11 protein-coding genes are annotated in these 12,607 nt (G+C 65.6%); 8 read left to right on the top strand and 3 right to left on the bottom strand.

Annotation, left to right across the window (positions count from 1 at the left end):
* Positions 1-104: 104 nt before the first annotated feature.
* Complete coding sequence (locus Q0A15_RS14715; protein ID WP_291280273.1) at positions 105-716, bottom strand: hypothetical protein; 612 nt, start codon at positions 714-716, stop codon at positions 105-107.
* A 1,114-nt stretch (positions 717-1,830) separates the two neighbouring features.
* On the opposite strand from Q0A15_RS14715, the gene Q0A15_RS14710 reads away from it, so the two are divergent.
* The 7 genes from Q0A15_RS14710 to der all read left to right on the top strand — a co-directional run bounded on the left by Q0A15_RS14710 (position 1,831) and on the right by der (position 9,295).
* Positions 1,831-2,676, top strand: a complete 846-nt coding sequence (locus Q0A15_RS14710; protein WP_291280276.1) for a ParA family protein — start codon at positions 1,831-1,833, stop codon at positions 2,674-2,676.
* Positions 2,660-3,604 (top strand): ScpA family protein, encoded by a 945-nt coding sequence (locus tag Q0A15_RS14705; RefSeq protein ID WP_367273409.1) that lies wholly within the window; start codon positions 2,660-2,662, stop codon positions 3,602-3,604. The genes Q0A15_RS14710 and Q0A15_RS14705 overlap by 17 nt, the downstream gene beginning before the upstream one ends.
* On the top strand, positions 3,604-4,179 hold the full coding sequence (gene scpB / locus Q0A15_RS14700; RefSeq protein WP_291280272.1) for an SMC-Scp complex subunit ScpB: 576 nt from the start codon (positions 3,604-3,606) through the stop codon (positions 4,177-4,179). Before Q0A15_RS14705 ends, scpB begins: the two co-directional genes overlap by 1 nt.
* 270 nt (positions 4,180-4,449) lie before the next feature.
* The gene (locus Q0A15_RS14695; RefSeq protein WP_291280271.1) at positions 4,450-5,700 is read left to right on the top strand and encodes a pseudouridine synthase; all 1,251 of its coding nucleotides are present in this window, start codon (positions 4,450-4,452) and stop codon (positions 5,698-5,700) included.
* The gene (locus tag Q0A15_RS14690) at positions 5,697-6,830 is read left to right on the top strand and encodes a prephenate dehydrogenase (RefSeq protein WP_291280270.1); all 1,134 of its coding nucleotides are present in this window, start codon (positions 5,697-5,699) and stop codon (positions 6,828-6,830) included. The genes Q0A15_RS14695 and Q0A15_RS14690 overlap by 4 nt, the downstream gene beginning before the upstream one ends.
* 98 nt (positions 6,831-6,928) lie before the next feature.
* Positions 6,929-7,603, top strand: coding sequence for a (d)CMP kinase (gene cmk, locus Q0A15_RS14685; RefSeq protein ID WP_291280269.1), 675 nt, complete (start codon positions 6,929-6,931; stop codon positions 7,601-7,603).
* Positions 7,604-7,762: 159 nt separating this feature from the next.
* Positions 7,763-9,295 carry a ribosome biogenesis GTPase Der gene (gene der / locus Q0A15_RS14680; RefSeq protein ID WP_291280268.1) on the top strand — a complete coding sequence of 511 codons (1,533 nt, stop codon included), beginning with the start codon at positions 7,763-7,765 and terminating at the stop codon, positions 9,293-9,295.
* 92 nt (positions 9,296-9,387) lie between these two features.
* On the opposite strand, the gene Q0A15_RS14675 is transcribed toward der, so the two are convergent.
* Positions 9,388-10,131, bottom strand: coding sequence for an alpha/beta hydrolase (locus tag Q0A15_RS14675; protein ID WP_291280267.1), 744 nt, complete (start codon positions 10,129-10,131; stop codon positions 9,388-9,390).
* A 137-nt stretch (positions 10,132-10,268) separates the two neighbouring features.
* Here Q0A15_RS14675 and argG point away from each other — a divergent pair, with 137 nt between their 5' ends.
* Positions 10,269-11,690: an argininosuccinate synthase gene (gene argG, locus Q0A15_RS14670; protein ID WP_291280266.1), complete on the top strand. Its 1,422-nt coding sequence runs from the start codon at positions 10,269-10,271 to the stop codon at positions 11,688-11,690.
* Between the two features lie 110 nt (positions 11,691-11,800).
* On the opposite strand, the gene Q0A15_RS14665 is transcribed toward argG, so the two are convergent.
* Complete coding sequence (locus Q0A15_RS14665; RefSeq protein WP_291280265.1) at positions 11,801-12,604, bottom strand: hypothetical protein; 804 nt, start codon at positions 12,602-12,604, stop codon at positions 11,801-11,803.
* Between the last annotated feature and the right edge of the window lie 3 nt (positions 12,605-12,607).

Genomic DNA, 12,607 nt, shown 5'->3' with positions numbered 1-12,607 from the left:
TTAACCCTCTTCAACCCGTATTCCCCCCTGTTTGTTTGTTATGCCCCCGTCCCACGCGGGGGTAAAAAACGACTTCCAGGGGTTTTCTGGTGTTCAGGGGGTGATCACGCTGCCTGGCCGGTCTTCATCAGGTCATTCAGAGTTTCGGTCCGCCGTGAAACCGGGATCCGGACACGATTTCTTGGGTCATCCCACAGCCCGTACCGCGAAAGCCTGTTGAGAAGCTGGTGGGGAGAGGCGGTGTCGGCATCAGTCAGATGGACGATGGCCTTGACCTCCGGTCGCGCAAGGAGCATTTCGTCCCGGATGCGCTCACGTCGCATCGCTTCACGGCTCTGCGGCCCCTCCATCTTTCCCCACCCGTCGTATTCCACGATCAGTCCCAACTGCGGCCACCAGAAATCGACGCGAGATTTCTTCCCGTTCGGATGGATGAACTCGTGTTGCAGGACAGGCATCGGCACGCCGAGTTGCAAGAACATCGATCGGGCCAGAGATTCCCGTGGTGATTCCGATAGTCCGTTCCCCAGCTTGATGATGCTGCACGCCCGGTGCCGTTGGGTTCCCACTGGCCATTTTCCAGCTGTATCCAGCAATTCCTCACGAGAAAGCGAACAGCTTCCTGCGGCACCAAGAACGGCATCGACTCCCGTCAAGGCATCGTGGAAATCGGCATGTACGCAAGCTTGGACCACCGCGTACTCCAGCGAGACCACCCGAAAGGCGGCACCTACCCGATACACCTTGGCGTCCCACGGTTGCCTGCACAGTTCCGCAAAGCGACGTGGAGGCCGCCACGTTCTGGTCGCCTTTCCGCGAGCCCGAAAGGTGTCCGGAAGCAGCCCAACGTGGTGGCGATCAGACGTTCCGGTATGGATCCAACGCTGAGAAGTGGGACCAGGTAAGCCGCGTAACTGCATGGCGGTGAGCCCCGTGAAGTAGGTCTGCGGCCTGGCGAGAACCAGCGCAGCGGCCATGACCTCCGTACGCTCCCAAGCAGCGAGCGCTTCCCAATCACAGGTGAGGATGCACCAATCACCGGCCAGTCTCACAGATCTGCCTGAGCGAAGGTCTCGATCGAAGGAGGTTGTTGCTGCGCGGTCGATCAGTGCATCCGTGCGGAACTGAGGTGGCTTGAAAACGTGATCGTTCATTCCCATGCAGAACAGCATTGTCAGGTGATCCCAATGTGACCAGAGCAAGTTCAGCGGCTGTGGACAAGTACCTGCAAGCAGTTTGCCCCGTGATCTCAGGATTGCCCCTTGTTTCCTCGTTTGCCGCCGTCGCAGGACGGGGGGAGATACAGGATCGTGGGGCAACTCGATTCTGGTGGGGCAAATCAGAATGGTAGAGATCAATTAGGACAGAGCACGGCGCTGGTGTGTCGTGGAGAGGGCTCCCCAGGCAGGGGTGCCTAACGCTCCCGGAAACCACGGAAAACCGCCAAACCCTCGAGTTCCACTTCAACGTAAAGGCTCGCCGGGGAAGCACACCAGTCCCACGTGCACCACGTCCACGCTATTAAAGTGAGGCCAGGTGAGCGGTGTACCCGGAATCCCCTGGAAACCGCATCGTACCGGCAGGTACGGCAATCGAATCAGCAGGCTTCAGCAAGATCGAAGCACGTATCTGGGATCACGCCTCACCAGCCACAACCGGCGGCGGCCGGTCACGCCGACCGCCCCGGACACAAGGAACGCAGGAACACGGCAGTACGCCACCTGAGGCCCCGCCAAAGCCACCACAACAGACGAAGCAAACGAGCAGACAAGGATGAGGAGCAACGTGAGCGACCCCAACGCCTTCGGACGTGTCCCGGCCCCCGGGGGAATGCAGGAGATCAACGCCCTCGGTCGTCCCCTCGCCAAGCTCCCCGAACCACCCATGCTCACGGAGCACGGCCCTGCCCGCATCATCGCGATGGTCAACCAGAAGGGTGGCGTCGGCAAGACCACCTCCACCATCAACCTTGCTGCAGCGCTCGCCGAGTTCGGCCGCCGCGTACTGGTGGTGGACTTCGACCCGCAGGGCGCAGCCTCCGCCGGATTCGGCATCAGCCCTCACGACTTGGACTTCACCGTCTACAACGTGCTGATGGATCGCCACGCGGAGATCCATGAAGCCATCCTGAACACGCAGGTGGAGAACGTGGACCTGCTCCCGGCCAACATCGACCTCTCCGCGGCAGAGGTCCAGCTGGTCAACGAGGTGGCCCGCGAGCAGGTCCTGGCCTCCCAACTGCGCAAGGTCAGCGACCAGTACGACGTCATCCTGATCGACTGCCAGCCGTCTCTGGGCCTGCTGACCGTCAACGCGCTCGCCGCCTCGCACGGTGTGATCATCCCGCTGACCGCCGAGTTCTTTGCCCTTCGTGCCGTGGCCCTTCTGACGGAGACCATCGACAAGGTGCAGGATCGCATCAATCCTTCGCTGCAGATCGACGGTGTGCTCGCAACCATGTACGACCAGCGAACCCTGCACTCCCGCGAGGTGCTCGGTCGGCTCGAGGAGGCCTTCGGGGACAAGCTCTTCGAGACCGTCATCCGCCGCACCGTGAAATTCCCCGACGCGACCGTGGCGGCTGAACCCATCACCGCGTTCGCCCCGGGGCACGCGGGTGCTGCGGCCTACCGCCGCCTCGCGAAGGAGCTCATCGCTCGTGGCGGAGCTCCCTGACCCGCTCGTGGAGCTTGCGACGGCGCCGAAGGCGCCGGTCGCGGGTGAGGAGGTAGCGTCGTCGGGCACGGAAATTGCCATGCCCGACGCCGGCGTGCCCGGCTTCCAAGTCCGCCTCGCCAATTTCACCGGGCCGTTCGACCTGCTGCTGAACCTGATCGGCAAGCACGACCTCGACATCACCGAGGTCGCGTTGGCGACTGTGACCGATGAGTTCATCGCGCACGTCAAAGCGCTGTCTGAGCAGATCGGCGCGGACGTGCTGGACCAGACCACCGAATTCCTGGTGATGGCATCCACGTTGCTCGACCTGAAGGCCGCGCGCCTGTTGCCGCGCGGTGAGGTGGAGGACGAGGAAGACCTCGCCCGGTTGGAGGCTCGGGACCTTCTCTTCGCGAGGCTGCTGCAGTACAAGGCGTTCAAGGAAGCCGCACGGACGCTGGCGGACCTGTTGGATCGCGGTCGGACACACATTCCGCGCCAGGTGGCTCCGGATGATCCCGACGTCACGCGGCATTTGCCCGAATTGGTGTGGAACACCACGCCGGAAGCTTTCGCTGCGATCGCGGAGAAAGCGCTGGCGCGCAAGCCGGAGGAACCCGATGGCGTGAACATCGAGCACATCCACGCTCAACCCGTATCCGTGAGGGAACAGGCCGGCATCATCGCGGCGCGGCTGCGGGAAGCAGGCGTCGCCAACTTCCACGACCTCGCAGAAGACGCCTCGGCCTCCCTCGTGGTGATCGCCCGGTTCCTGGCGTTGCTTGAGATGTACCGGGATCGGGCAGTGGGCTTCGAACAAGTGGCGCCACTGACGGAACTCGTGGTGCACTGGCTCGGGCGCGAGGACTGGGACGCCGCAGCCGGGATCGAGGACGATTACATAGGAACTCCCGCATCCGGGCAGAACGCGGGGGAGGAGGACTGATGCAGATCACCGAAGAGGAACTGGCTGGACTCGAGGCCGTGCTGATGGTCGTGGATGCCCCCGTCTCTGTGGAAAAGCTCGCAGAGACCCTTGAACGCCCGGTTGACCACGTTGACCGGATGCTGCATCACCTGCGTGCCGAGTACGACGGCACGCTGCGCGAGGGCGGCCGCATGCACGGTTTCGAGCTGCGGCAAGCCGGCGGAGGTTGGCGCATCGCAGCCCGTGCCGGTCACGAGACCTCGGTGTCTCGTTTCGTGCTGCAGGGGCAGACGGCGCGTCTCTCGCAGGCGGCGTTGGAGACATTGGCGGTGATCGCCTACCGGCAGCCTGTCTCTCGTTCCCGCATCGCAGCGATCCGCGGGGTGAACGTGGATGGTGTGGTGAGAACCTTGGTGACACGAAAGCTGATCGAGGAACGCGGCGAGGACGAGGCAACGGGTGCGGTGCTCTTCGGGACCACCGCGGCGTTCCTTGAACATCTCGGTCTGGACTCCATCGAAGAACTGCCGGAACTGTCCCCGTTGCTCCCGGGCGTGGAGAACCTGGATCAGGTTCTGGCGGAGGATCTCTGAACCATTGACAACCGACACGATCCGTACTTTTCGGTAAGGAGTGCGGCGGTGCAGCCGGACAGGGGCGGTGAAGTGGAGATCACCACCGGAATCCCTTGGACTGGATTCACCGCTCTGGGAGAATAGGTGGGTTGCGCTCACCGCCAAGGTCGGGCCAACGAGTGCGCGGAACCCGATTCACGATCGGACAACGATGGCGCACACACCACATCGAGGGCAGGCGTGGCGCCGGTCCCGAATCCATATATCCAAGCAAGGACGTTGAGGCAGATGACCCGTAAACCCGGCTCGTCGAATGATCCCCGTCGCCGCGGAAACCAGGCTGGGAACCAGTCCGGCCGCGGCAACCAGAACCGTGACAACTTCGAGCGCGACGGTGGCCGTGGGCGCGGCTCGCAGGCCCGTCGCGACGACAACCGCGACAACCGCGGTGGCAACCGTCGCGATGACAACCGCGACAACCGCGGTGGCAACCGTCGCGATGACTACCGCGACAACCGTCGTAGTGACTACCGCAGCAGCGCACCCCGCCCTAAGCGCGACGAACCGCGTTTCGAGGATGAGGGTCCCCGCGGCCCTCAGCGCGGCCAGGTGCGTCGCGGCAACGCGGCCCGCACTCCCGCCCAGCGTAAGGAGCAGCGTGCGGCCGAGCAGCAGGCTCGCCGCGCACCGAAGGGTCCGAAGCCCTTCAAGGACGAGCGCTTCGGCCAGGACCTGGGTCCGGTTCCGCATCACAAGCGTCGCCGCCGCGGCCCGTCCAAGCCGGTCACCGCGACCCCGCGAGTGAGCAACCCCGACGGCGAGCGTCTGCAGAAGGTCATGGCCCACGCCGGCGTGGCCTCGCGTCGTGAGTGCGAGGAGATGATCGCCACGGGTCGTGTGGAGGTCAACGGCAAGGTGGTCCGCGAGCTGGGTGTGCGCGTGAAGCCTGATGAGGACACCGTGCACGTGGACGGTGTGCGTCTGCAGCTGAACGAGGACCTCGTCTACTTCGTGTTCAACAAGCCGGCCGGTGTGGTGTCCTCGATGCACGACGACGAGGGCCGCCGTGACATCTCCGACTTCCTCCGCGAGGGCCAGTCCGAGCGTCTGTATCACGTGGGTCGTCTGGACTACGAGACCGAGGGCCTTCTGCTGCTGACCAATGACGGCGAGCTGGCTCACCGCCTGACGCACCCGTCCTTCGAGGTGCCCAAGACCTACCTGGTGCAGGTGCGTGGACCGATGCCTGCGGGCGTCGGCAAGCAGCTGCGCGACGGTGTGCAGCTCGAGGACGGCTACTCCTCTGTGGACTCGTTCCGCCTCGTGGACTCCACCCCCGGTAAGGTGCTCGTCGAGGTGGTGCTCCATTCGGGTAAGAACCGTATTGTGCGCCGCATGTTCGACGCCGTCGGCTTCCCGGTGCTGCGCCTGGTGCGCATGCAGATCGGCCCCATCCGTCTGGGTGACCAGCGTCAGGGTTCGCTGCGCAAGCTCGGTCGTACGGAAGTGGGTCACCTGCTCGCAGAGGTCGGCCTGTGACCAGCCCGAGCGCCGGTTCTCCGGCGGACGCCGCGACCTACCTCTCGGGCCCGGTCCTGGTGATCGGTACCGGGCTGCTCGGTGCCTCCGCGGCCCTGGGCCTGCGGCACTGCGGCTTGGACGTGGCCCTGCGCGACGCCTCGCCGACAGCTCAGCGGGTAGCGGAAGACCTGGGTGCCGGACGCGTTGTTGGCCAGGATGAGGACTTCCGACCAGAACTGGTGATCGTCGCGACCCCGCCGGATGTCACCGCCACCGTGGTGGCGGCGGCCCTGCACGAGTTCGCCGAGGCCACCGTGGTGGACATCGCCTCCGTCAAGGCCTCCATCCTGGAGGCGCTGCGCGCCGACCCGAGCGTGTCGGAGGACGACCTGACCCGGTACGTGGGGACGCACCCCATGGCCGGTCGGGAGCGTTCGGGCCCGTCCGCGGCGCGCGGTGAGCTGTTCACGGCGATGCCGTGGGTGGTCGTTGCACATCCGACCTCCTCCAAGCGCTCGGTGCGCCTGGCCAAGGCCGCGGGGGCCGACCTCGGGGCGTCGGTCATCAGCATGGATGCCGACGCGCACGATCAAGCCGTGGCGCTGGTGTCCCACTTCCCGCAGATCGCCTCGTCCTTGTTGGCCTCGCGACTGCTGGATGCTCCGGCGTCGGCCCTGTCGCTGGCAGGCAACGGGCTGCGGGACACGACTCGCATCGCGGCCTCCGACCCGGCCTTGTGGATCCAGATCCTGGCCCACAACGCCACCAATCTGGTGCCGATCCTGTCCGGGTTGCGCGCGGACCTTGATCGGCTCATCGCGACGCTGTCCGCTCCGAAGGCCCCCGGATCCGCCCTGGACCTGGCGGAACTGCTGGGGGAGGGCAATGCCGGTCAAGCCCGCATTCCGGGCAAGCACGGTGCCCCACCGCAGTCCTTCGCGACCATCGGCATCATCGTGGATGACAAACCCGGTCAGATCGCCAGACTCCTTGCCGAGATCGGCGAGGAGGGCGTCAACCTGGAGGATCTGCGGATGGAGCACTCCGCCGGTCACCAGGTGGGCCTCGTGGAGGTGCAGGTGCTCCCCGGCCGTCGCGACGACCTGGTGCACGCGCTCACCGAGCGTGGTTGGAAGATCGTCCAGTGACGCCGGTGAGATCATGGACCAGCAACGGGTCCACAAGCGGGCATGAACCCGTCCGTGCGTCAGGTACGTGTGTCAGCACTCGAAAGGCAGTGAAGTAAGTGAGCAACGAGCGCCTCGTGGTCGCCATCGACGGCCCCGCAGGGTCCGGTAAGTCCTCCGTCTCCAAGGAGGTGGCCCGTCGCCTGGACATCGCGTTCCTGGACACCGGTGCCATGTACCGTGCCGTGACCTTCGCAGCCCTGGAGTCCGGGCTGGACCTGAACGACCAGTCAGCAGTGGCGGACGCCGTGCGGGCGGCTCAGATCGACCTGACCGTCACCCCGGACGGCCAGACCGTGGTGGTCAACGGACGCGACGTGACCCGGGAGATCCGCGAACCGCGCGTCTCCGAGTCCGTGTCCGCTGTCTCCACGAATCTGGAGGTCCGGGCGAACCTGGTGGCTCGCCAGCGTGCCGCCATCGTGGCGGCAGGGCGCATCGTGGCAGAGGGGCGCGACATCACCACCGTGGTGGCTCCGGACGCAGAGGCTCGCATCCTGCTCACCGCTCGCGAGGAGGTGCGTTTGGCCCGTCGTGGCCTGCAGCTGAACAACTCGCAGTCCGCTGAGGCCCTGGCCAAGCAGGTTTCCGATCGCGACAAGAAGGATTCCTCGGTGGTGAACTTCACCGAGGCCGCGCCCGGCGTGGAACTCGTGGATTCCTCCGACCTGAACTTTGAGCAGACGGTCCAGGCCGTCATCGCTTCGGTGGAGAGCCAGGCCGGCCACCTCTGAGGGGTGCAGATCCCACACCTTCCTGAAATCTCATCAGTATCGGTCAAATCACGCTCCGATGGCGCTCGATCTGACCAGAATTGGTAGGAACCAAACGGGAAGTAGTATTCACGTGACCCTGATGGGTCACACTCACCGCATGCAGTCCGGGAGGACACCATGAACCAACGTCCCGAGAACGAGGGCGAAGACTTCCGCTACGAGGAGGACGACGTCGCGGAGCGCGTCGCCGCCATGAGCGATGAGGAGGCCGACGCCCGCGCCGCGAGCCTCCGTGCCGGCTTGGCCGACTACGACCTCGAGGACGGCGACGACGCGCTCCTCAGCGATGAGGCGTGGGAGGACTACGAGTACGAGGACGCGCCGATCCCACCGGTGTTGGCCGTGGTGGGCCGGCCCAACGTCGGTAAGTCCACTCTGGTGAACCGCATCATCGGCCGTCGTGAGGCCGTGGTGGAGGATGTCCCCGGCGTGACGCGTGACCGCGTCTCCTACGAGGCCGAATGGTCCGGCCAGGACTTCACGCTGGTGGACACCGGTGGTTGGGAAGTCGACGCCAAGGGTATCGACAAGATGGTCGCGGACCAGGCCGAGCGCGCCGTGGACGTGGCCGATGCCGTGATGCTCGTGGTGGATGCCACCGTGGGCGCCACCGCCACCGACGAGGCCGTCGTGAAGATGCTGCGGCGCAAGAAGAAGCCCGTGGTGCTGATCGCCAACAAGGTGGACGGCCCCTCCCAGGAGGCCGACGCCGCCGCACTGTGGTCACTGGGCTTCGGTCAGCCGTGGCCCGTGTCCTCGCTGCACGGTCGTGGCACCGGTGACGCGCTGGACGCCGTACTGGAGGTACTCCCGGAGGAATCCGCCTACGGCGACCCGCTGCCGGAGGGTGGCCCGCGCCGCGTGGCCCTGCTCGGCCGCCCCAACGTGGGCAAGTCCTCGCTGCTGAACAAGGTGGCAGGCTCCGAACGTGTGGTCGTCAACGACGTTGCAGGCACCACACGTGATCCCGTGGACGAACTCGTGGAGCTCGGTGGGAAAACGTGGCGTTTTGTGGACACCGCCGGCCTGCGCCGCCGCCAGCACATGGCCGTGGGCGCCGACTACTACGCGTCCCTGCGCACGGCATCCGCTTTGGACAAGGCCGAGGTCGCAGTGGTGCTGCTGGCCGTTGACGAGGTCCTCTCCGAGCAGGATCAGCGCATCCTGCAGCAGGTCATCGACTCCGGGCGTTCCCTGGTGTTGGCCTTCAACAAGTGGGACCTCATGGATGATGAGCGCCGCCACTACCTGGAGCGCGAGATCGAGAAGGACTTGGCTCACGTGGCCTGGGCGCCGCGCGTGAACATCTCCGCCAAGACCGGCTGGCACAAGGACAAGCTGGTTCCCGCCCTGGAGTTGGCGCTGGATTCCTGGGACCGTCGTATCCCGACCGGTAAGCTCAACGCCTTCCTGGGTGAGCTCGTGGCCGCGCATCCGCACCCGCTGCGTGGCGGCAAGCAGCCTCGCATCCTCTTCGGCACGCAGGTTTCCTCGCGTCCGCCCAAGTTCGTGCTCTTCACCACGGGCTTCCTGGACCCGGGTTACCGTCGCTTCATCATGCGTCGGTTGCGTGAGACCTTCGAGTTCCGTGGCACGCCGATCGAGATTCAGATGCGCGTGCGTGAGAAGCGCGGGCGCAACAAGCGCTGACAGCGCAAGCCCCAGGTGCCCGACGGCGGGAGTCCACTCCCGCCGTCGGGCACCTTTGTTTCCTGCCGGGCCGGTAGCGAGCTCCGCGCCACCTAGCGCGTGAATCGATCGATCTCCTGGACCAAGAGCTCCACGGTGTCCTCGTGGGAGGAGAGCATGGGCCAGTGCCCACTGTTCAGGTGCCGCCGGTTCCATGGTGAGGACACGGCTGCGGCCGGGGCGTCGCGCCAAGCCTGCTCTGCGTCGTCCGTGGGGGACAGCGTCACGTACGTGGTCGGGATCGCCGCGGTCCCGGCCGAGGACGGAACCGGTGTCGTGACGGTGGATCCTGGATGCGGCATGAAGCGTTCGGTGAGCCAGGCTCGCTGGTCCCGGGACAGGCCGGGTTCGGAAGCCAGCATCTCGGCCGTCGGTGGCATCCACAGATTGCCTGACCCCTGGATGTCTGCCAGTTCCTGGGCTCTTTCGGCCTCGGACCCGCCCCATTCGTCCAACAGCGATCGGCCCGGCCGTGGGACGAATCCGCCCAGATGCACCACGCCGGCCACGGCATCGTTCGTCCGCCGGGAGGCGATCTCCGCGACCACCGCGGAATAGGAGTGGGAGACCACCACGATCCGGCCGCTCTCGAGGGAGCGGAGCCGACCCACCAGCTGTTCGACGTGTTCCTCCAACGTCACGGACGATGCCTGGGCGCGTGTGGTTCCGGGCGCCAGGCCCGCGAGGGTCATGGTGTGGGCCTCCAGACCACGGTGTTGGAGCGAGGTGAGCGTGGATTCCCAGATCCAGCCGCCCATCCAGGCTCCGGGGAGCAGGAGTACAGATGTGTTAGACATGCGGCATCCTCCTTGAACTGCTCGGGTACGACCTTGCCGCCGTGTCCCGGAGTGTACGGATTCAGCGCGGCAGATCACACCGCACCCCCGCTTCACCAACTCGGTGAGGAGCAGCGGCAGCGGATAGCATGGGGAGCATGTCCAAGGTCCTTTCCTCCCTGCCCATTGGCGAGCGTGTCGGCATCGCCTTCTCTGGTGGCCTCGATACCTCCGTGGCCGTTGCCTGGATGCGCGACAAGGGCGCCATCCCCTGCACCTACACCGCCAACATCGGCCAGCCCGATGAGCCGGATATCGACGCCGTCCCGGACCGCGCCAAGGAATACGGCGCGGAGATCGCCCGCCTGGTGGATGTCCAGGAGATGCTGGTGCAGGAGGGTATCGCCGCCCTGCAGACCGGTGCGTTCCACATCCGCTCCGGCGGTAAGACGTACTTCAACACCACGCCCATCGGTCGCGCGGTCACCGGCACCATGCTGGTGCGCGCCATGAAGGAAGACGGTGTGGACATCTGGGGCGACGGCTCCACGTACAAGGGCAACGACATCGAGCGGTTCTACCGCTACGGCCTGATGGCCAACCCGAACCTGCGCATCTACAAGCCGTGGCTGGACTCCAATTTCGTCACCGAGCTGGGTGGCCGCAAGGAGATGTCCGAGTGGCTCCTGGCCCATGGCTACGGTTACCGCGACTCCACCGAGAAGGCCTACTCCACGGACGCCAACATCTGGGGTGCCACGCATGAGGCCAAGGACCTGGAGTTCCTCAACGCAGGCGTGACCATCGTTGAACCCATCATGGGTGTTGCCCCGTGGGACGAAGCAATCGAGATCAAGACCGAGGACGTCACGGTCACCTTCCACGAGGGTGTGCCGGTGTCCATCAACGGCCAGGAATTCGCCTCGCCTGTGGACCTGGTGCACGAGGCCAACCGCATCGGTGGCCGTCACGGCCTTGGCATCTCCGACCAGATCGAGAACCGCATCATCGAGGCCAAGTCCCGCGGCATCTACGAGGCCCCGGGCATGGCGCTGCTGCACGCTGCCTACGAGCGCCTCGTCAACGCGATCCACAACGAGGACACCATCGCGACCTACCACAACGAGGGTCGCAAGCTCGGTCGCCTCATGTACGAGGGCCGCTGGCTGGACCCGCAGTCCCTCATGCAGCGCGAGGCCATCGTGCGCTGGGTCGCCTCCGCCGTCACCGGTTCCGTCACGCTGCGCCTGCGTCGTGGCGACGACTACTCGATCATGGACACCACCGGTCCCAACCTCTCCTACCACCCGGAGAAGCTGTCCATGGAGCGCGTCGGAGACGCCGCGTTCGGCCCGGATGAGCGCATCGGTCAGCTGACCATGCGTAACCTGGACATCGCCGATTCCCGGTCCCGCCTTGAGCAGTACGCTGCGCAGGGCATCGTGGCCGGTGAGACCGCGGAGTTGGTCGGCAAGATGGAGATCGGTGAGTCCGAGGCCATCGCCGCCGGTGGCGAGTCCACCAACGCCGCGCTGAACTCGGCCTCCAACGCAGCGGCCTTCGACGCCGGCACGGACTGACCTTTGGCCTGACATCGCCAGGCCCCTTCGGGGCACTGTACGACGACGGGGCTCACCTACCGCTGGTAGGTGAGCCCCGTCGTCGTACATGGGTGGCGCTGCGCGCCGAACTACTGGGGGTGGCGTTCCCTGCCGTCCAGCCGGGAGAGAATGCTCATGGCCAAGGGGCGCGAGACCTCTGCTCCCAGGTAGGTGCGGCGCAACTCGTTGGCTTCCTTGTCGTGTGAGCGGAACCTCTCCGTCAGCCCGTTGCTGCGGTAGTGGTCGTCGTCGGAGACCTTGGACGGGGTGTGGCGGGGGAGTGAGGTCTTGACCCAGAAGCTGAACAGGTCATCGGCAGACACGCATTGAACCGCGCTGGAGGAGGCGTTGGAGCAGCTTCCGGGCCGGATCTGCAGCCCTGCGGTCCCGTCGACGAGGTCGTCGTCGATTCCTGTGGTGAAGGCGTCGTCTTGCACCACCGAGTCCCGGGGACCGATGACGACCTCGACGGACCCGGCATCCTTCTCAAGTGATCCCACCGGAAGGTCGATGGTGAAGGTGCAGTGGGCTTCGGGAATCGGGGTGGGCTCCTCATCCGAGAAGGGGCGAGCCAGGTCGATGCTCGAGGCCACGTGGGACACGGTCTCGGCCTGGGGGAACACCGATTTGACCGTGGCGTCGGTCAGTAGATCACAGGCGGATGGGATCGCTCGGTCCGCTGTTGCGCTGTTCTCTACTGCGATCCTTCCACCGAGTTGGTTCAGTGACGTGGGAGGTTGGGCGAGGTCCACCACGGGTGGCTCGTCCTTGGCGCAGGACGCGAGCATCGAGGCGGCCATCAGGGCCACGCAACTACCGGTCAGCACGCGAGCGAGTGGCGTGGGGACCGGACGCAGTCGGTGTGCTGGGGCGAGTGCGACTGGTCTGGGCATGAG

The organism is Galactobacter sp. (genome assembly GCF_022712295.1).
Classification (GTDB): Bacteria; Actinomycetota; Actinomycetes; order Actinomycetales; family Micrococcaceae; genus Galactobacter.
The sequence above is the reverse complement of the archived record's forward strand: the minus strand, read 5'-3'. Positions and strand labels throughout refer to the sequence as shown.